The sequence below is a fragment of the Amycolatopsis lurida genome (genome assembly GCF_900105055.1).
Taxonomy (GTDB): domain Bacteria; phylum Actinomycetota; class Actinomycetes; order Mycobacteriales; family Pseudonocardiaceae; genus Amycolatopsis; species Amycolatopsis lurida.
In genome coordinates this window covers 6,107,498-6,127,917 of the sequence record NZ_FNTA01000004.1, presented here as the reverse complement: position 1 = coordinate 6,127,917, position 20,420 = coordinate 6,107,498, and the positions used below count along the sequence as shown (strand labels likewise).

Here is a 20,420-nt window from a genome sequence, read left to right as displayed (position 1 = left end):
GGTGTTCTCCTTGTGGTGCACCGGTTCAGCCGAGCCGGAGCTCGGGCCGGTACAGGTCGAACCAGTGGTACATGTCCAGTACGCGTTCCAGACCAGTGCGCAGCCTGCCGGTGACCACGTCGGGATCCTGTGCGGCCGCGCCGCGCACCCAGGTGGCGTCAAAGATCTCGAACATGGGATGTCCGGCCTCGGCGAGCACGTCCTTCGCCTGTCCCTGCAACGCTTCCGCGTAGCCGGTGTCCTGTGTGGAGGGATAAGGGCTCTTGACGCGCTCGGTGACCGACCTGGGCAGCAGACCGGCGACAGCTCCGCGCAGCAGGCTCTTTTCCCTGCCGCCGTCGGCTTTCATCGACCACGGCGTGTTGTAGACGTACTCGATGAGGCGGTGGTCGGCGAAGGGCACCCGGACCTCCAGGCCCACGGCCATGGACATCCGGTCCTTCCGGTCCAGCATGGCGCGGACCAGCCGCGTCACGTGCAGATGGCTGCTGCGGCGCATCCGGCGCTCCAGCTCATCCTCGGTGTCGAGATGGTAGACAGCGGCGACGGCGGTGCGGTACTCGTCGGCGACGTACGCGCCAATGTCCAGCTCCTGGCGAAGCTCGGGACTCAGCATCTCGGTGCGGTCACCGGTGTAGGCGTTGCTGAACGCCAGCCACGGGAACGTGTCGGCGTCACGGGCCGCCGGATGGTGGAACCAGGCGTAGCCACCGAACAGCTCGTCCGCGAACTCGCCCGACAGCGCCACCGTGCACTCGGCGCGGATCGCCTGGAACAGCAGGTACATCGAAGAATCGATGTCTCCGAGCCCGATCGGCATGTCCCGCGCGGCCACGACGGCACGGCGCAGCGCGGGATCGGCCAGCGCGCGGGAGTTGAGCACGATGTCCCGGTGCACCGAGCCGACGTGCGCGGCGACCTCGCGTACGAACGGGGAGTCCGGGGTCTCGCGTAGTTCGTCCGGGCGGAAGTTCTCTTCGTACCCGGCGAAATCCACCGAGAACGTGCGAGTCTTCTCGCCACGCGCGCGCAGTTCCGGGGTGGCGACAGCGGTGACGGCGCTGGAATCCAGCCCTCCGGACAGCAGCACGCACTGCGGCACGTCGGACACCGTCTGCCGCCGCACCGCCTCACCGAACAACGCTCCGACCTTCTCGACGGTGGCCGGGAGGTCGTCGGTGTGCGGCATGGTTTCCAGGCGCCAGTAAGTGTGGTGCCGTATCCCGTCGCGGGAAACCGTCACGACGGTGCCTGGCTCGACCTCGTGCATCTCCTTCCATAGCGACCAGCCGGGAGCCTTGGTGAAGCCGGTCAGCTCGCGGAGACAGCCGGTGTCCACGACCCGCGCGAACCGGGGGTTGGCCAGGATCGCCTTGGGTTCGGAGCCGAACAGCAGTCCGTCACTCGTGCGGTGGTAGTACAGCGGCTTCACGCCGACCCGGTCGCGGACCAGGACCAGTTTGCCGTGGCGCTCGTCCCACAGACCGAAGGCGTACATGCCGTTGAGCCGTTCGGCGACCGCCTCACCCCACTCCAGGTAGCCGCGCAGCACCACCTCGGTGTCGCTGCGGGTGGTGAAGCGGTGGCCGCGTCCTTCCAGTGCGGCACGCAGGTCCAGGAAGTTGTAGACCTCGCCCGAGAACGTCAGTGCCACGGTTCCCGACGGTGTCCGGGCCTCCATCGGCTGTGCGCCGCCGGGCAGGTCGATCACCGCCAGCCGGCGATGCCCCAGCGCGACATGGGTACGGATCCAGGTTCCGCCCGCGTCGGGACCGCGGTCGCTCAGGGTCTTCGTCATGGCATCGATGACGGGCACTTCCTCGGTAAGGTCGGTGTCGAACGCGACCCAGCCGGTGATTCCACACATGCTCGTTGTCCTCAGGTTCGGTTCGGCACGCGCGTGACGAAGACGCGGTGGCCGAGGGGGGTGAGCGGATGACCTTCGCCGGGCAGGCCGAGAACCCGCTCCAGTCCGGCGCCGTCGAGCACCGCGTTCCATTGCGGCAAGGTCAGGAAGGTCGCGCCGGTGGTGGAGCGGCCGTCGTCAGCTTCGGCCATCAGGAACGCCTGGGAGGTCAGGATCCAGAACTCCTCGACGGTCGGTTCGGTGAGCACCAGCCAGCCACCGGTGTCCAGCAGGCCCGCCAATCGCCGCACCGACGCGTCGGTGTCGGTGGCCGCGTTGAGCACACCACCACCGATCACCACGTCGAACGAACCGCGTGGCAAAGCCGGATCGGCGTCGATGTCGAACCGGCCGAACCGCACCCACGGGTAGTCGCGCAACCGGACGGCCGCCTGGTCGAGGAAAAGCTTCGACACGTCCGTGTAGAGGTAATCGACCTCGATCCCGGCCGTCGCGAGCACGGGCAACACCCGTTCGGTGGTCGCGCCGGTGCCGGCGCCGACCTCCAGTACGCGCAGCGGCCGGTCGGCCGGCCAACGCCGCGCGAGGCCGCCGATGAACGCGCTGACGGCACGGTGCTGGTAGCGGCCGGTCACGTTCTCCCGGTACAGCGCTTCGGCGAGATCGGTGCGACCCGCGGGGAACAACAGGGGGACCGCGTCGCAGGAACCGCCGAGAAGATCCGGCAGCCGCTCGGCATTGGCACGGGCGTACTCGACGGTGCCCGCGGACCCTGTCGTCTCCTGCCAGGCCCGGGCCGCCTGTGACCAGGCCCGGTCGAGCGTGGCATCGGAGTAGTCCTCGGCGTCGGGCACCGGGATCAAGAGTCCGTCCTCCTCCAGCAGCAACCCTTCGGCGGTGAGGACTTCGAGCCACCGGCGGAGCAACCGCGGATAAGCGACCCCCTTCAGTACCTCCTGCTCGGTGTTGCCCCCTCCCCGGAAGAGGCCGCGCCGGTGCAGCGCGTTGAGCATCGACATCAGCGCGGTCCGGCCGAATTCGTGCACCGCAGCCACCGCCGCCCGCAGGTCGACGCCGTCCAGTTCGAGGTCGGCCTCGTCGGCGATGCCGGCGAGGAAGTCGTCGCCGACATCGACCGGCTCGATCCGCGCGAGTTCGACGCCGAGCGTGGCGCGCACCGCGTCACCGACCTCATCACCGTGATAGCGGATGACCTTCAGCGCCGACAGGTCGGCGAGCAGGAGCGAAGGCTCGTCGGCCAGCGCACGCACCATGGCTGCCGACAGCACCACTTCGGTGGCACGGGAACCTTCCAGGTGGGCCAGCACCTTGGCGGCCGGCCACTCACCGGGGACGCCTGCCGCCGTCGCCGTGAAGAGCTGCTGTCCCGCAGCCGCCAGCGGTGACGATGGCTCGGGCAGCGTCGTCGCTGGTTCGAATCCCGCGACCATCAGAGCCGCGTGCCACTCGTCGAGACCCAGGAACGGAGTGCGGTCCCTGGGTTCGTCGCGGGACAACAGGAACTGCACGGAGGTCAGGGTCGTCGCGGTGTCACGGACCGACTCGGTGAACACCACCCGGCCGCCCGGAGCCAGCACGCGGCGGATCCGGCGCAGCGCCGCGCCGATGTCGGTGGCGTTGTGGAGGACGTTGCCCGCCAGTACGACATCCACGCTGCCGTCGGCGAAGCCCTGCCCGGCGAAATCGGCATCGAGGTCGAGCACCCGGCAGGAAACCCTGTGGTCATCGCCGAACCGTGCCTCGGCCGTGCGAACTGCCAACGGTGCCAGGTCGGTGAACGTGTAGCTGTAATCCTTGCCGCGCAACGCCGCCAGCACGGCGGCGGTGCTCAGTCCCGCTCCGCCACCGAGTTCGAGCACGCGCGGACCCGCCTGCCGGACGGCCTCGGCGCACGCGGCGTTGAGGTATCCGGTGAACACGTTGTCCTGGTAGGCGGATTGTACGTCACCCGCACGCACCAGCAGATCCCGCAGCGAGACTGTGTCGTCGAGAAGGTGCGGAAGCCACGCCAGCGTCTCTCGGTGGAAGCGGGCCATCACCGGCGGGAATCCGAGAGCGGCGTAGGCGGCCTCGAATTCGTCCCCCGGCTCGCTGTACGCACCGGGTGTGCGCGCCCGTAGCGCCTGTTTCCATCGGTCCGCCAGCCAGCGGTGCCGAGGGGTGACGTCGCCGGACGCGGCCGCCATCGCCTTCAGGCTGACGCGCTCCAGTACCTCCATCGCAGCGGGGAAGGTGCCGGGGTCCAGGTCACCGAGCGCCGCTAGCCCGGCCTCGTGGAGGCTCACAGCACACCCGCCTCGAGCGCCGCTTCGCCCTTGGCCACGAACGTTGCCGCCACGCCGCACTCGCCGAGACGGGCGATCGTGACCTCGGGATCGAGCACCTCGGCCGCGAAATGCCTGCCGGGCGGCACTTCCCGGCGGAGCACCGCGAGTACGGCCAGCGCGGTCAGCGCACCGGTCAGCGCGCCGTTGCCTCGGCCACGCAGGACGGCGGTCCTGGTGACCGGGTGACCGGCGCGCACGCCCTCCATGCGCATCAGGAGGACGACGTGTGGCTCGCGTCCGGCGAGGTCCAGCTCGCTGGCGCGGCACAACGCCGTCACGGCGTCGGCTCGGTCCAATGAGCGGACCCGGTCGAAGGCGGCACGGACATGCTCACCGGACACCGCGGTGAACCAATCACCTCGGTCGAGCCCCAAGTGCTCGGCCACCTTCGCGCTTTCCTCGGTGAGGTACGGCAGCAGCGACACTTCGCCGGGGAAGAACGGCAGGGTGACGTCAGTGCGCCGGGTCAGCACGCCCGAACTGCGTCCGCGCCGCCAAGCGGCCAGCGCCTCACCGTGTTCGGCGCCCGCCAGATAGTCGTCGGCAGCGGTGCGGGTGAACCTGTCGAGCACCCCGAGGTGGGCGACCAATCCGTGCACGGTGTCGAACTCCCGCCGCGCGAGCCAGCGTGGCAACAGTCCGGTCAGCCCCGGCTGCAATCCCGCTCCGATCACGGCCGTGCCGCCCACCGCGGCGCCTTCCGGATCCGACGCGTCCACGTGGCCGGCCCCGGCGCGGGCCGCCGCCCGCGCGACCCGGTCGCCGACCAGGTGGGCCGGTCCGGCGCAGCTCACCAGGATCTGGCACCCCTGGGCGAACCGGTCCAGTGACGCCTCGTCGAGGACGTCCACGTCCTGGCTTCCGCCGGTCCGCAGCGGTCCCACGTCGAGCGCGCGCAGTACCCGGACGGTGTGCGAGCCGACCTCGCCGGTAGCTCCGACGACCCCGATCATTTCGTCTCCTCACTGGACACCAGCCGCCAGCCTTGGGTGCGGCGGCGTTCGTTCCAGAACGCGGTGTAGCGCCCGTTCAAGGCCAGTAGCTCCTCGTGCGTGCCGCACTCGGCGATCCCGCCACCGTCGAGCACCAGGATCTGGTCCGCGGCCACCACGGTCGGCAGCTTGTGGGCGATGACCAGCAGGGTGGCGTGGTCCATCAGCGTGCGGAGTGCTCTCTGCACGTACCGCTCGTTTTCCGGATCGAGCGCGGCCGTCGCCTCGTCCAGGAGCACGATCGGCGCGTCCTTGAGCACGGCCCTGGCCACGGAGACCCGCTGTCGCTCCCCACCGGACAGCGAAGCCCCGCCTTCGCCCACCCTGGTGGCCCAGCCACCGGGCAGCCGGTCGACGATTTCGTCGACGCCGGCGATCCGGGCGGCCTCACGGACCTCTTCGGCGGTGGCCTCCGGCCTGCCCACGCGGATGTTCGCCTCCAGCGTGTCGTCGAACAGGTACACGTCCTGCATCACGACGGAGAGCTGCGCCATCAAGTCCTTTGTGGACTGTTCGCGCACGTCCACGCCACCGACGGAGACGGTGCCCGAATCGACGTCGAAGAACCGCATGATCAACCGGGTGATGGTGCTCTTGCCGGAACCGGACGGCCCGACGATCGCGGTCATGCCGCGCGCGGGCACCCGGAACGAGATGCCGTTTAGCACCGGATGGCCCGGCTCGTAGCCGAACCGTACGTCGGTCAGCTCGATCTCGCCGGGTTCGGTCACCGGCCGGGAGACGACGGGTTCGGCCGACGGCTTCTCGTCGACGATCGAAGCGAGGCGGCGCAGGGCGTTCGCGGCCATCCGCGTCATGCTGCTGTGCGCCGCGACCTCGGCCAGCGGGCCGGTGAAGCGTGCCGTCAACGCGATCAACGCGATCAACGTCACCGGGTCGATGGCGCTGTTCACCACCAGCGCCAGTCCGAACGCGATCACCGCCGCGAACGCGAGTTGCACGCCGAGTCCATTGGCCAGCAGGCGTGGCGCGGCCATCAACAGCAGCGTCCGGCCCGCCGTCTTCTGGTTCTCGATCGCGTCCTCGAGGGGACGGTAGCCCTCGGTGGTGCGTCCGAACGCGCGCAACACCTGCTGATCACGGGCGAACTCCACAACCCGGTTACCCGCGGCCGTGGTCGCCGCGTCGGTGAGTTCCTCGCCTCGGCCGACGGAGTTCACCGCCCACCGGTGTGTGAGCCACAGCAACGGCGCGCACACCCACGTCGCCACCCCTAGCCGCCAGTCGAGCACGAGCATGGCCGTCGCGACGGTCGCCGGGGTGACGATGCCGCTGACCAGCGGGGTGAGCATGTGCGCAGTCACGTTGGTCACCATCAGCGTGCCATTGGTGGCACTGCGGGAAAGCCTGCCCACCTTCTCGGAGGAAAACCAGCCCAGCGGCAGCGAGGTCACGTGATCTCCGAGCCGGCGGTGCAGGCTGGTCAGGGTGATCAGAGAGAGCGCGAAGCCGTGCATCGCCTGCTGGTAGCGGGCGACGCAGGTGGCGACGACGGCGGCGAGTACCACGGCCAGCCAGCGCCAGGCCGCGCCGGCCTCCCCGGTCAGCACGGCTCGCAGCACCGGCACGAGGGAGACCATCGCCAAGCCCTGCAACAGGGAGTAGGCCACCAGCCAGGCCAGGTAGATCTTCACGTCCCGATCATGTTTCGGGCCGAGGATCTTCATCAGATCCCGAATCATCGAGTGCTCCCCTCGGTGTAGGCGTCCCACATCCGGGCGTAGCGGCCGTCCGCGGCGATCAGTTCTTCCTGCGTCCCTTGTTCCACCACGACCCCGCCATCGAGGACGACGATCTTGTCGACGCCGGCGATCGTGGCGAGCCGGTGCGCGATGACGAGGACCGTCCGGCCGCGGGCGAGCACGGACAGCGCGTCCTGGATCTGTGCCTCGGATTCCGGGTCGGCATAAGCCGTCGCCTCGTCCAGCACCAGGATCGGGGTATCGGCGAGCAGGGCCCGCGCGATCGAGATCCGCTGTGCCTCACCACCGGAGAAGATCGCGTCCTCGCCGATGACGGAGTCGTAACCTCTGGGCAGGGCCAGAACACGGTCGTGGATACGGGCGGCGATGGCGGCGGCGATCACCTCGTCTTCGGTGGCGTCCGGCCGGCCGAGGCGGAGATTCTCCACCACCGTGCCGTGCAGCAACCGGACGTCCTGCAGGACGAAACCGACCTTGCGGTAGAGCACTTCGGGCGCGATGTGGCGCACGTCGACGCCGCCGATGCGGACGGCGCCGGACGTGACGTCGTAGAACCTGGGCACCAGCTTGGCCAAGGTCGACTTGCCCGCGCCGGAACCACCCACCAGCGCGGTGACCGTGCCGGGCAGGCAGTGCAGACTGATCCCGGACACGACGGTGTCGGTTCCGTCGTAGGCGAACGACACGTCGTCGAACTCGACGTCGTGTCCCGCCGGTTCCCGAGGCCGCTCGGGAACCGGCAGAGGCGGGGTCTCCAGGAGCGCCGCGATGCGGCCCGCTGCGGCGGTCGCCTTGCGCTGCGCGGTGATCCCCTGGTTCAGCACAAGCAGGGTGGTCGGGATGATCATCGCGACGAGCACCTCGGCGAGCGCCTCGATCGGCGTCACCCAGCCCTCGGCCACGAACCAGATCCCGCCCACGAGGCTGACCAGCGCGACCACGGGAGCGGACAGCGCCATCGAGGTGAGGGCTTCGAGTTTGAGCATCGGCCGCACCCAGCCCGCGTACTTGTCACCGAACTCGCCGACGGCCTCGTCGTAGGCGCGGTGCGCGCGCTTGGCCTGTCCGAACACCTTGACCACGGTGATGCCGTGCACGAACTCGACGATCGCCGCACTGACCCTGGCCACCCCGGCGTCCATCTCGACCATCTTCTGCACGAATCCGCGCATCATCGATCCGTAGGCCATCAGGTAGACCGGTAGCGTCGCGATGGCCAGCAACGCGAGCCGCCAGTCCAGCCAGCACAGGTAGGCGACGCCGCCGAGCGGCAGGACGATCGCCCCGGTAATCTCGACGTCGTGGTGCGCGATCAGGTGGTGCAGATCGTCGATGTCGTCCTGGGCGGCCTTGCGCACCAGGCCGGAGTTCGTGTCGGAGTACCAGCCGAGCGGTACCCGGCCGAGCCGATGCACGATCCGGCGGCGCAGGCTCGCCTGAAGCCGATGGTCGGCGGCATGCGTCACCGACAGCGCGGCACCGTTGGCCGCCCAGCCGATCACCAGCGCGAGGGCGACGACCCCGGCGATCGGCCAGACTTCGGCACCGTCGACCGGCCCGGGTTCGAGCAGGACGCGACCCAGTTCGGCGATGCCGACGAACGGCACCAAGGTCGCGAGGGTGCCCAGCGCGGAGAGCGCGACACCCAGCCTGGTCTGCGAAGCCACCGGCTTGCGCAAGGCGCGCAACGCGGTACCGGCGGTCTTGTGGTCCATTGTGGACTTCTGCTGGGACTCCGCCTCCGCCGGCGCGGATTCTTCGGTCACCGTGCTCACGAGTGTGCTCCCCGGTTGATCGACGCGCCCAGATGACGGGCCACCACCTCGACGTGTGGTTGCTCGATAACGCTGAAGTGGTTTCCGGGCACGTCAGTCACCGTGAACTCGCCGAGACAGAGGTCCGCCCAGAACGGTGCGACGAGGTGACCGACGCCTGCGGTGACACCGAACGACTGCTGTTCGGAGGCACGCAGGAAGGTCATGTCACCGGCGTAAGGCTCGGGGTCGAACCGGGCGGCCCGCATGCTGTGCCGGCAGACCTCGAACAACGCGGGCACCAGTTCCGGGCCGACCGGGATGCCGGCCTGGCTCGCGGCGGCCTCCGAGTAGGAAGCGAGCCGCTCGGCCTGCGTGCGCTCATGCTGTGCGCGCACGGCGGCGGCGACCGCCTCCAGCCCGGGATCGCCGATCAGCGAAGCCATGGCCCCGGCGGGCACCTTGCGGTCATGCTCGGCCATCAGCCCGTCGATCGCCCGGTAGACGTCCGCGCCGTCCACCTCGGGACCGAACACCGTGGCGACCGGGTCGAGGTTGAGATTGGGCACGAAAATGGCCTCGAACGCCAGCTCCTCGTCGGTTTCGAGGAACATCGGGATGCTGTCGACGAGCGTCAGGTCCGCGACCTCGGCACCGCGTTCGAGCAGTCGCCGGGCCACCTCGGTCGCCAGCAGCCCGCCGAGGCAGTACCCGATGAGCTGGAACCTGGTGTGTCCCTCGGCCAGCAGCCGGTCGGTGTAGTCGTCGGCGACCCGACCGATGAGGTCCTTCGGATCGATGGCCAAGTACACGTCGATGTCGGCGACCGCGATACCCACCACGGGCCCGAGGTCCTGTGCCACCAACGCGTTTGCCAATGAGTGGAAGTAGTCCATCGTACCGAGCGCCGCGTGGAACAGCACCCGGGCCGGGCCGTCGCCTCCGCCGCCGAACGGCACCAGCAGCGCGTTGCCCCGCTCATCGCGTCGCGCGATGGGTGCGGGCCGGTCTCGGGCACGCAGTGACGCGGCCAAGGCCGCCACCGTCGGCTCGTTGAGCATCTGCCGCAGCAGCATGTCGTAGGCGACGTCCGCCGCTTCAGGCACCTGTTCGCGCAGCTGTCCGGCGACCCTCGCGAGGATCAGGGAGTCGGCGCCGCGGTCGTAGAAGCTGTCGTGCCGTCCGATCCTGGCCAGCCCGAGCGCACGCGCCCACAGCGCGCACAGCCTGCCCTCGAGCTCGTCATCGGCGTCGCCGTCGTGATCGCCCGCGTCGTCGGTGGCGGCGGGGCGCCAGCCGACCAGCGTCTTACGGTCGATCTTGCCGTTGCCGGTGAACGGGAGTGCGTCCACCACCTGAAGGTGCGACGGCACCATGTGCGCGGGCAGCCGCCGGGCGAGGAACGAGGTCAGCTCTTCGGGGGTGACGGACGCGCGATCGGCCTTCACCCGCTTCGCGAACAGCTGGATCCCCTGAGCCGCTTGGGGATGGTCGTCGCCCGGCAGGCACAGCTCGGCGCCGCCGATCAGGTCGAGCCAGTCCTGGCGTGACCGCAGCGCCGGGCCGTCCATCATGAAGCCCTGCGTCAGCATGATGTGCGGATGCTCGACGACGGGTTCGGTGAACACGAGCCACCCGCCGGGAGCCACCAGATCCAGTACCGTTTCCGGCCGTCGCACGCTGTTCAGCACGCCGGCGCAGAGCACAACGTCGAATGAGTTCGGTGCCAAGCCCTGTGACCGGTGGTCCTGGTCGAGGTCGAACAGCCCGAAGCGGACTCCGGGGTGCTCGCCGAAGCGTTCCCGTGCCTCCGAAAGGAAGAACGGCGAGACGTCGGTGAACAGGTAGTCGACCTCGTGGCCCGCGAGCATCGGCAGCACGGCGTCGGTGGTCGACCCGGTTCCCGCGCCGACCTCCAGGATCCGCAGCGGCCGGCCGGTATGCGCGGCGGCGATCCGGTTGAGCACCGCTGCGGCGGCGGCATTGAGGTAGCGGAAGATCGGATTGTCCCGATAGACCGCCCGCGCCGGGGCCATGTCGCCCTGAGGGAACAGCAGCTCGAACGGGTTCTGCTCGCCGTCGAGCAGTTCGTGCACCCGCTCGACGTGAGCACGATGAAACGCCAGGAACTCCGGCGTGCACAGGGGGTCTTCATCGAGCATCCCCCACGCCTCTTCAGCGCTGATCCCCATGGCATTAATCTCCGGGGCGTCGGCGACCAGGTCGCGCCAGTGACGGGCCAGCCAGCGGTGCCGTTCGTGCACTTGGGGGTGAGACGCGAGCGCCTCACGCATCGAGGCGAGTGCGGCTTGGTGCAGCAGCCGGACGTGCCTGGCGACCTGTGCGGCGTCGAAGTCCGCGACCTGCCGGTCCGCGAACCGGCCGGCCATCGCCAGTTCCGGCGGCGGGGGCGGCGCGGGGAGGCGGGCCGGTTCGACGAAACCGAGAAGCGCCCGCTCGCCGTGGCGCTCACCCGCCACTACCGCGGCCGCCCCGCCCACGGCGTCATGGGCCAGCAGCGCGGCTTCCACCTCGCCCAGTTCAACCCGGTGGCCCCGGATCTTGACCTGGGCGTCCTCGCGGCCGAGGAACTCGATCTCCCCGCCGGGCAGGTATCGGCCGAGGTCACCAGTGCGGTAGAGCCGCTCCCCCGCGACCGTGACGAACCGGGCCGCGGTCAACGCGTCGTCACCGAGGTAGCCCGTCGCCAGCCCTGCGCCGCCGATGTACAGCTCGCCGGCCGTCCACACCGGACAGTCGCGGTGGGCCTGGTCCAGCACGCGGAATGTCTGGTTGGTCAGCGGGACGCCGTAGGGGATGGAGGTCCAGTGTCCGGGCACGTGGTCGATGGGATGGTGAATGGACCAGATCGCGGCCTCGGTGGCGCCACCGAGGCCGATCATCTCCAACCCCGGGGCGAACGCGCGGATTTCGCCGGGCAGCGTGACCGGGATCCAGTCGCCGGAGAGCAGCGCGAGCCGCAGTGCCGGGATCGGCAGGGACTCCGAGGGGAGATAATGCGCCAGCATGTGCAGCTGCGCGGGTACCGAGTTCCACATCGTGACACCGTGGTCGGCCGCGAGCCGGGCCCAGTGCGACGGGTCGGCGGGCCGGGCAGGGTCGGGCAGGACGAGCGCCCCGCCCACTGAAAGCAGACCGAAGATGTCGTAGACCGAGAGGTCGAATCCCAGCTGCGCCAGGCCAAGCACGCGGTCGGCCGCGGTGACGCCGAAGCGGCGATTGACGTCCTCGACGGTGTTGGCTGCGGCCCGGTGGGTGATCATGACGCCCTTGGGCTCACCGGTCGAGCCCGACGTGTAGATGACGTAGGCGAGCGAATCCGGGTCTCCTCCGGCGGCCACAGGAATGTCCTCGACCGGTGATAGGTCTTCGAACCACGCCTGGGTCACGACGTGACCGGCGGCGGCGACGAGCTTGTCCCGTCGTAACGGCGGCTGTGTGGTGTCCACCGGTAGATAGGCGCCGCCCGCGAGCAGGATCCCGAGCACCGCGGTGATCTGATCGGGCCCCTTGTCCAGGTTGACCGCGACCAGTTCGCCCGGAACGATCCCCTTCTCACGCAACGCTTCCGCGACACCTCCTGCGCGGCGAGCCAGTTCGCCGTAGGTCAGTGTGCCCGCCGGGCCCGTGACGGCGATGGCTTCGGGTGTCCGGGCGGCCTGGTCGAACACCCCGGCGTGCAGCAACGCGGACGTGAGCGGCGCGGCGGTGTCGTTGACCCGGGCACGTTCTACGGCCTGCCACGCCGGCAGCGGCACCAGATCGGTGGTGAGCCACGCTTCCGGTGACTCCGCCAACCGGAGAAGAGCGGCTTCCAGCGCCGCGAACATGTCCTCGACCAGACCGTCGGGGAAGATGCCCTGCCGGACGTCCCAGTTGACCTGGAGCCCGTCGGCGTCGTCGGTGACCTGGCAGTCGAGGAAGACCTGCGGGGTCTGGGTGATGCCGGATCCGGTCCGGCCACCGAGGCCGATCGCGCTGGTGAACACGATCGGCATCAGCGCGGCGTCACGGTCGCGACGGCGGGCGATCTCACGCATGACCTCGACGCCGGAGAACAGCCGGTGGTCGAGGTCGTCGAACATCCGCGCGCCCGTCCGGGCGGCCCACTCGTGGAAGGGAAGCCCGGCCGAGTCCTCCACGGCCAGCAAGCTGACCGACGTGAAGTCACCGACCAGCGCGTTCACCCGCGGATGCAGGGGCTGCCGGTTGAGCAGGGTGAGGTTGAGGCTGAACCGCGGGCGACGGGACCAGCGGCCCAGCACGGCGGCGTAGGCGGCGAGAACCGCCGTCGACGGGGTGATCCCGTGCCGGCGGGCCCGCTCCCGCAGCCCCTCCCACTGCGGCGCGGCGAGCCTGGTGTGGAGACGGCGGAAGCTGACCGGCCCGGATTCCACGCTGTTGAGCGAGGGCAGGTCGGGTGCGCGGGGCAGGTCGTGGACGCGGGCCTGCCAGTACTCACGGTCCGCGCGGTACCGGGTGGTGTCGCGCAGCCCGCGTTCGGCAAGCAGGTAGTCGCGGAAGGTGATCTCCAGCGGCGGCAGCGCCGCGTCCGGGTTCGCCAGCAGCTGGTCCAGTTCGTCCAGCAGCACGCCCGCGCTGGCCCAGTCCGCGATCAGCGAATCCATCGAGATGTGCAGGACGTCGCCATCCGGGCAGTGGGTGACGCGCAGGTCGAACAGCGGCCACACATCGGTCTCGTAGTGGCGGTGCCCGAGTTCGCCGCGGACGGCCTCCACCGATTCGGCCACCGGGACCGGGCATCGCGGCACCTCGGGCAGGACGTGCTGGTAGCCGTCGCGTTCCACGACCGCGCGCAGCATGTCGTGCCGTTTCACCAACGTGTTCCAGGCGTCCTCGACCCGGGCCGGGTCCAGTTCCGGATAGCGCACTTCGAGATAGCCGTGGCAGGCCACGCCCCCGAAGCCGAACGACTCGCGGCGGCCGAGCAGATACGCCGTCTGCACGTCGGTCAAGGGAAACGGTTCGTGGCGTGCCTCCTCGTCGTGGGTGACGGCGGCGAGTTCGCCGTCGCGAGCGAGGAGTTCCACGATCTCGGCTTTGTGCGCATGCAGCGCGGTCCGCCACTCGTCGGTGAGCACCCCGCGAGGGGCACGGAAGCGGATCTGACCGCTGTCCTGCCAGAGGTCCACCCCCAGAGTCCGCAATTCGGCAACGATCTCGGGTGCGCTCATGCCGGTAGAACTCCTTCAGTGATGGGGGAAACGAGCAAACGGGTCAGGGCCTTCTCCGGGGCCTCACCGACCGGGGGGAGCAGGCCTGCGGTCGGACCAGACGCAACGGCGCGGCCATCAGCCAGCACCAGGACGCTGTCCGAAGCCGATGCGGCGACCCACGGATCGTGAGTGATCAGCAGGACCGCGACGCCGAGCTGAGCGCGCAGTCCGGCCAGCAGGTCCAGCACCCCGGTCTGGGTCGCCGTGTCCAGCGCGGAGGTGGCTTCGTCGCAGATCAGCACCTCGGGGTCGGCGGCGAGAGCACGGGCCAGCGCGACCCGCTGACGCTGACCACCGGAGAGTTCACCGGGCAGCCGTGGCGCCATTGCGGACGGCAGCCGCACGGCCTCGAGCAACCGGGTGACTTCGATGTCCTGGGCCGTCCGCGACGTGATTCCCCGCAGCCTCCGCAGCGGCCTGGAGAGCGCGGTGCGGACGTCCTGGCGCGGGTGTAGCGCCTCGGCCGGATTCTGTGCCACCAGGGCGATCGCGGCGCGTTCGGCGGTGGAACGCCCGCGGACTCCGGGCGCCAACGCGGTGCCGTGCAGCAGGACGGACCCGCTCTTCGGTCGATGCAGCCCGGCCAGGCACCGGGCAAGGGTGCTCTTCCCGACTCCGGACACCCCGAGAACAGCGAGACAGCCGCCGCGGTAGAGGTCGAAGTCCACATCGGACAGAATTTCCCGCTCGCCGAAGGAGGCGGCCAGCGAACGTCCACTGAGGACAATCGCGCGATCTTCCGCCCTGGCTGCCGCGTGCGTGACCGGGACCGCCGGGGTGGCGGTCACCTCGACGGCGGAGCGGTCTTCGGTGACCTTGCCCGCGTTCAGCACCACGACCCGATCGACCAGTTCGCGCACGGTGCTCAGGTCGTGACTGACCCAGAGCAGAGCGACGCCGGTTTCGGTCTGCCGCCGGATCTCACGCAGGACCTCGGCTTTGGCGACGAGGTCGAGTGCGGTCGTCGGCTCGTCGAGCACGAGCAGCCGCGGTTCACGCGCCAGCGCGGCGGCGAGGACCACCCGCTGTTGCTGACCGCCGGAGAGCTGATGCGGGTAGCGGCGCGCGAAAGCGTCCTCCCCCGGCAGACCGACGCGTTCCAGCAGGCCGCGCACGCGTCCGGCCCGGATGGCGCGCGGAGTGGGGCCGGTCGCGGCGAGCAGTATCGAAGAGATCCGCGCGTAGGGATTGAGGGAGGCGCCGGGGTCTTGGCCGACGTAGCCGATCGTGTCACCGCGGACACCCGGCGCCGGGGTGGGCAGCATGTCCTTTCCCCGCACCGAAACTCCTCCACCGCCGTGCCGGACACCGGACCGCAGATGGCCGAGCACCGCCAGCGCGAGAGTCGTCTTGCCGGAGCCCGACGCGCCGACCAAACCGACCGATTCCCCTTCGGCCAGCACGAGATCGACACCGTCCAGGACCGGCCGGCCGCCGGCCAGCAGGCGCAGGTCCCGCACTTCCACGAGCGCGGTCATCCGAGCACTCCCCTCGACCGCCGGGCCAGCGCGTCAGAAGCAAGGTTGGCCGTCACCGCGACCAGCGCGATCCCGGCCACCGGGGCCAGCAGCGCCCACGGCTGCAAAGCCGCTCCGGGCAACGCTTCCACGATCAGCAGTCCCCAATCCGAAGCCGATGTGCCGAGTCCCAGGAAGCCCGCCGCCGCGACCAGATAGACGGCCGTGGCGAAACGGACGCCGAGATCGGCCAAAACGGTGCTCGCCACCAAGGGAAAAACCTCGCGGCCCAGCAGCCACGCCCAGCTCTCGCCGCGGGCGAGAGCCACCTCGACGTGGGCTCGGCCGATCCCCTGTTCCGCCGCCGCGCGGGTGATCCGGGCCGAAAGCGGAGCACTCGAAAGCGCCACCGCCAGCACGATCCCCGCCCGGTTCGGCAAAGCCGTGAGCACCAGCAGCAGCACCAGAATCGGCGGGACGGCGGCGAGCAAGTCCAAGGGGCGCAGGAAGATCGCTTCCACCCAACGCCTACCGGAAGAGGCCAGTGCCGTGAACAGCCCTGCCGTCACCCCGGCTCCAGAACCGATCAGCGCGGCGAGCGCGCTGGTGAGCAGCATCGGCGCGCCGCCGTGCAACAGCCGGGAAAAGACGTCGCGGCCGAGCTGGTCGGTGCCCAGCAGACCGGCCGTTCCCGGCGGGGCGAACGGCGGACCGATGGGGGCCGTGGCCGGATGCGGCGCGACAAGCGGTCCGAAGAGGACGGCCAGTACCGCAAGACCGAACAAGGTCCACTTGAGCCTGGTCACTGTGTTCCCGTCCGCAGCCTCGGGGTCAGCAGCACCACGGCGAGATCGGCGAGCACGAGCGCGGCCAGCATCGCCGCGCCAAGGATCAGCACTAGTGCCTGCACCACCGGCAGATCGCCGGACTGTACGGACGCGACCAGAAGTTCCCCGATGCCCGGGTAGCCGAACACCTTTTCCACCAGTACCGCCCCGCCGACGAAAGCGACCCCGGTCACCAGCCACACCTGCGCCGCGACCGGCAACACCGCCGGGACGACGGCCCGGCGCAGCACCGTCCTCCCGGACGCGCCGCCGAGCCGCAGGAACTCCACGTGCGGGCTCGCGAGTACGGCACACGCCGACGCGCGGATGACCCGCACGGCGTAAGCCAGTCCGACCAGCAGCAGGCTCAGCACCGGCAGCACGAGTACTTCCGGATACGCCAGCGGACTCGCGCCCACCGGCAGCAGCGACACGGCGGGGAAAATCCGCAGGCTCACCGCGAACAGCAGCACCAGCGCTCCCGCCACGACGAACTCCGGCACCGACACCAGGAGCAGCGCGCCCGTCGACACGACCCGATCTGCCGGCCTGCCTCGGCGCCACGCCGCCCACAGACCGAGCACGAGCGACAGCGGCGCGAGCAGCAGCACCGCCATGGCCGCCAGGAGCGCGGAGTTGCCGACCCGGTCGGACAGCATCTCGGTGACCGGCCGACCGGACGCCGAGATGCCCAGGTCACCGAGGAACAGACCGGCGACCCATTCGCCGTACCGGGCGAGCACCGGACGATCGAGACCGAGGTGGTGCCGGAGTTCGGCGATCCGCTCGGGCGGAGTGCTCGGGCCGAGCCTGCTGGTGACCGGATCCCCTGGCAGTAGATCGACCCCGACGTAGACGACGAAAGTCAGGAGTGCCAGCAGAACAGCGCCTGCCGCGAGCCGTCTCGGGAGAGAATGGATCACGCGAGCCCGGCCTTGCCGAGGTAGGGGTACTTGGCCTGGTCACGGACCGTGATGCCCGCCACCGCCTTGCGGGCGAGGCTCAGCACGTCGGCCTGCCCCCACACCACGGTGTTACCCCGGTCGTACATGATCTCCTGGGCGTCTTTCCAGGCCTTGGCCCGTTCGGCCTCGTCGGCACTGCCGATGGCCCGGCCGACCGCCGCGGTGAACCCGTCGTCCTTGAGCGCGAGCGGCGGGTAGGCGGCGAGCCTGCCGTAGATCACGGCCAGGGGTACTGCTCCGCTGGAGAAGGCGACCGCGTTCGCGGCACCGACAGCGTTCGGCTCGAAGAACTCCGGCGGGGTCACGATATCCGCGCGGACCTTCAGCCCGGCTTCCTTGAGCTGCTCGACCAGCAGCTGGGTGGAGGCGTTGTAGCCGATCTCCCACTCCGCGGTGCGGATCGCGATCTCCGCCGCGTCGGCACCGGAGTCCTTGACCAGTCTCCTCGCCTGGTCGAGATCACGCGCGGGAACGTCACGCGGCGTAAAGTACTTGGCCCCGGCGCACAGCAGGTCGTTGCCGGGCACGCCGTAGCCCAGCAGGACGGTGTCCACCAAGGCCTGCCGGGAGATCGCCAGCCGCACTGCCTTGCGGGCACGCGGGTCGTCGAACGGCTTGATGGTCGTATTGAGCACCCAGCCGTAGGCCGTCCGGTTCTCCTCGCCGGCGGTGCGGACTTCAAAGTCGTTGCCGGCAACACCGGCTTTGCCTGTGGTGAAAGGGATATCGCCCGCGTAGTCGGCCTGGCCTGTGACGACCGCGTTCACCTTGGCCTGCGGATCGGACAGGCTGAGCAGCACCAGTTCGTCCGCCCGGGCCTTCCCCGACCAATGTCCGTCGAACCGCTTGAGCCGCGACTCACGGCCGGCCTCGAACGCCGTCACCTGATAGGCGCCGGTACCGATCGCGTTGGCCCCGGTGAACGTCGCACCGTTCTTCACCATCTTGCTGGGGAAGGCGGCCAGGAACAATGCGGGGTCGCCCACCGGCCGACGGGCGGGAACCACGAGCGTGAACGGGTCGTGGATCTGGAGCTTGTCGAAATCGAAGTACGCGGAGAGCTGGCTCGGATAGGCCCGCTCCGGGGAACTCATGAACCGGAAACTGTAGGCGACGTCGTCCGCGGTGAACGGCGATCCGTCGTGCCATTTCACACCTTCGCGTAACGTCAGCACGAACGACGTAGCTCCTGGTCCTACCTCGATCCCGGTCGCGAGTGCGGGCACGACCTCACCACCGCTCAGCGTGAACAGCGAGTCGAACACGACATCACCGCGCACGAAGTCGACCGGCGAACCACTGCCGAACGGGTCGAGACTTTCGACCGCTCCGCCACCGGTGAACACCGCGCGCAGGACGCCTCCTGACCTCGCCACGGAGGGACCGGTGTGCCGCACCGGCCCCGAGGCAGGGATCGACGTGCCACACGCATTGAGGAACGCGCCCGCACCGGCGACGCCGGCCGCGAGTCCGGCCGTCCGGAACAGGACACGACGATTGATGGACATGATCTCCTCCGGGGGGGTTCAGCAAGGCAGAAAGACCGCGCCGTGCAGCAGAGCGGGGTCGAGCGGGCGGTTCAAGCCGGGCAACACGACAGCGCGGATCTCGGTCACGTCCGCGTCGCGAAGCTCGAAATCTCCCCCGCCCGCGGTGATCCGGTCGAACTCCGCGCGTTCAGTGGGTGCGACGTCCACGAGGACACGGCTCACCCTCTCGGCACCGTTGGCGTGCGCCACGTTCGCCGGATGTTGCGGAGGGTCGTACGGGGTGACCAGGAACGGGGTCCGGTCGTTCCGCGGGTAGGTGAAAGCGAACGCCGTCGTGGAACCGTCGGGTTTGGTGCGTTTCCAGTTCACCACCCGTCCCGCGCGCCGGAGTTCCTCCCGGCCGGCGAGCACCGCCGCGTCGCAGAATCCTTCGCCGGCACGAGCCCAGCGAGTCATTCTCGCCCCCGCGCCCCGGCCGAACGCCAGATTCAGTGGCACCGTCATCAATGACGCGCCAGGCGGAGTGGAGAGCAGTTCCACGATCGGCCCCGAGCTGAACCAGATGTGGGCCTGCCGGGCCTTGCGTCCGGCCGAGGCGTAGTCGACGGTGAACCCGAGCTTCCGGAAATCCCGGACGGCTTGGTGTAGGTCGTCGACCTTCAGCAGAACGTGGCTGCAGTTCATGCGGTGCCCTTTAAAGCGAGGAGGTCGGCGAGCGGGATCGGTTCGGGCTCCGGTGGTTCCACCAGTGCCGGCATTCCGATCCGGGCGGTGAGGGCGCTCCACATCCGGGACACGCCCAGCGCCCACTGGCCGTCGGTCATCCGCCGGTTCGGCTCGGCGGCGGCCCTGTGCAGTGCGCGCAGGCTCTCCGCGACCGCATCGGGCCACAGTTCCGCGAACACCTGGTGGTAGGTGCCAGGTGCCTCCTCGCCGAGTACGACAGTGCTGGGCACGTCCAGGCGTTCGGTGCCGGGTCCGGCCATCATCAGCCGGCCGGTTTCGTCCCGGGCCGAGTGCAGGCGCGGATTCCACAGCACCGGACCGTGCGTGTCGGCGAGGGACAGCACGCCACCCTCACAGCCGGCCGAGATCCGGTGCAGGAGGTACGAATGGTTGTCCGGATCACCAGGATGCACCTGATTCTGGATTCTCAAGGTGACCGGCACACCGCCGACTTCGGCGTGCATGCTCGAGAACGGTTGCCGCTCCGCGCTGTGCGCCTCACCGAACGCCCACGGCCGCAGGCCGCCCGTCATCCGGCCGAGCACGTCCAGCAGGGGATAGGCGACCTGGCTGTTGCAGGCTGCGTCGATGAAGTCGAGCCTTTGCCTTCTCCGCAGCACATCCGCGGCGGCCAGGAACCTGCGCACCGGCCGGAGACGCGGATACAGGGTGTTGACCGCGTACGCGACCTCGTTCGCCCGCGCGATCCGCAGGTTCGCGGCGATTTCGTCGGCATGCACCGGATGCTCCTGCAGGACGTGTACGCCCCTGCGCAGGAACGCTTGCGCCAGTTCGGTTCCCTGACCGCCGAGCGCACCGGACCGGACGACCACGCAAGCTGTGCTCACGTCGCCGGGCACGTCGTCCACCGATCCGAACAAGGGAACCCCGTAGCGCGCCGCACAGTCCCGCGAATAGGCGCTCCCGTTCGCCAGGATTCCGGCGAGGGTGAGGTCCGGGGCCGCCGCCACCGCTTCGAGGTAGATTCGACCGAACGCAGTACCGGCCACCA

Annotated in this window: 12 protein-coding genes; all 12 read right to left on the bottom strand. The window is 69.7% G+C overall.

What is annotated here, in order from left to right; genetic code table 11:
• Window positions 1–25: 25 nt before the first annotated feature.
• From asnB to BLW75_RS34415, 12 genes are read right to left on the bottom strand one after another with little or no spacing between them, the layout of a single operon-like run.
• Window positions 26–1,867: an asparagine synthase (glutamine-hydrolyzing) gene (gene asnB, locus BLW75_RS34470; RefSeq protein ID WP_034323941.1), complete on the bottom strand. Its 1,842-nt coding sequence runs from the start codon at window positions 1,865–1,867 to the stop codon at window positions 26–28.
• 11 nt (window positions 1,868–1,878) lie between these two features.
• Entirely contained in the window at window positions 1,879–4,173 is a 2,295-nt protein-coding gene (locus BLW75_RS34465; protein ID WP_091598931.1) for a class I SAM-dependent methyltransferase, read from the bottom strand.
• Window positions 4,170–5,168 carry a saccharopine dehydrogenase family protein gene (locus BLW75_RS34460; protein WP_034323938.1) on the bottom strand — a complete coding sequence of 333 codons (999 nt, stop codon included), beginning with the start codon at window positions 5,166–5,168 and terminating at the stop codon, window positions 4,170–4,172. Before BLW75_RS34460 ends, BLW75_RS34465 begins: the two co-directional genes overlap by 4 nt.
• Window positions 5,165–6,910 (bottom strand): ABC transporter ATP-binding protein, encoded by a 1,746-nt coding sequence (locus BLW75_RS34455; RefSeq protein WP_034323936.1) that lies wholly within the window; start codon window positions 6,908–6,910, stop codon window positions 5,165–5,167. Before BLW75_RS34455 ends, BLW75_RS34460 begins: the two co-directional genes overlap by 4 nt.
• Window positions 6,907–8,706 (bottom strand): ABC transporter ATP-binding protein, encoded by a 1,800-nt coding sequence (locus tag BLW75_RS34450; protein ID WP_241784157.1) that lies wholly within the window; start codon window positions 8,704–8,706, stop codon window positions 6,907–6,909. Before BLW75_RS34450 ends, BLW75_RS34455 begins: the two co-directional genes overlap by 4 nt.
• Window positions 8,703–13,901: a non-ribosomal peptide synthetase gene (locus BLW75_RS34445; protein ID WP_034323933.1), complete on the bottom strand. Its 5,199-nt coding sequence runs from the start codon at window positions 13,899–13,901 to the stop codon at window positions 8,703–8,705. Before BLW75_RS34445 ends, BLW75_RS34450 begins: the two co-directional genes overlap by 4 nt.
• Entirely contained in the window at window positions 13,898–15,421 is a 1,524-nt protein-coding gene (locus tag BLW75_RS34440; RefSeq protein WP_034323932.1) for an ABC transporter ATP-binding protein, read from the bottom strand. The genes BLW75_RS34445 and BLW75_RS34440 overlap by 4 nt, the downstream gene beginning before the upstream one ends.
• Window positions 15,418–16,206, bottom strand: a complete 789-nt coding sequence (locus tag BLW75_RS34435; RefSeq protein WP_034323930.1) for an ABC transporter permease — start codon at window positions 16,204–16,206, stop codon at window positions 15,418–15,420. The genes BLW75_RS34440 and BLW75_RS34435 overlap by 4 nt, the downstream gene beginning before the upstream one ends.
• The gene (locus BLW75_RS34430) at window positions 16,203–17,150 is read right to left on the bottom strand and encodes an ABC transporter permease (protein ID WP_034323929.1); all 948 of its coding nucleotides are present in this window, start codon (window positions 17,148–17,150) and stop codon (window positions 16,203–16,205) included. Before BLW75_RS34430 ends, BLW75_RS34435 begins: the two co-directional genes overlap by 4 nt.
• Window positions 17,147–18,700, bottom strand: coding sequence for an ABC transporter substrate-binding protein (locus BLW75_RS34425; RefSeq protein ID WP_034323926.1), 1,554 nt, complete (start codon window positions 18,698–18,700; stop codon window positions 17,147–17,149). The genes BLW75_RS34430 and BLW75_RS34425 overlap by 4 nt, the downstream gene beginning before the upstream one ends.
• 18 nt (window positions 18,701–18,718) lie before the next feature.
• A complete protein-coding gene (locus BLW75_RS34420; protein WP_034323923.1) occupies window positions 18,719–19,366 on the bottom strand; it encodes a VOC family protein in 648 nt (215 codons plus the stop codon).
• The gene (locus BLW75_RS34415; protein ID WP_241784155.1) at window positions 19,363–20,418 is read right to left on the bottom strand and encodes a Gfo/Idh/MocA family oxidoreductase; all 1,056 of its coding nucleotides are present in this window, start codon (window positions 20,416–20,418) and stop codon (window positions 19,363–19,365) included. The genes BLW75_RS34420 and BLW75_RS34415 overlap by 4 nt, the downstream gene beginning before the upstream one ends.
• Window positions 20,419–20,420: the final 2 nt, after the last annotated feature.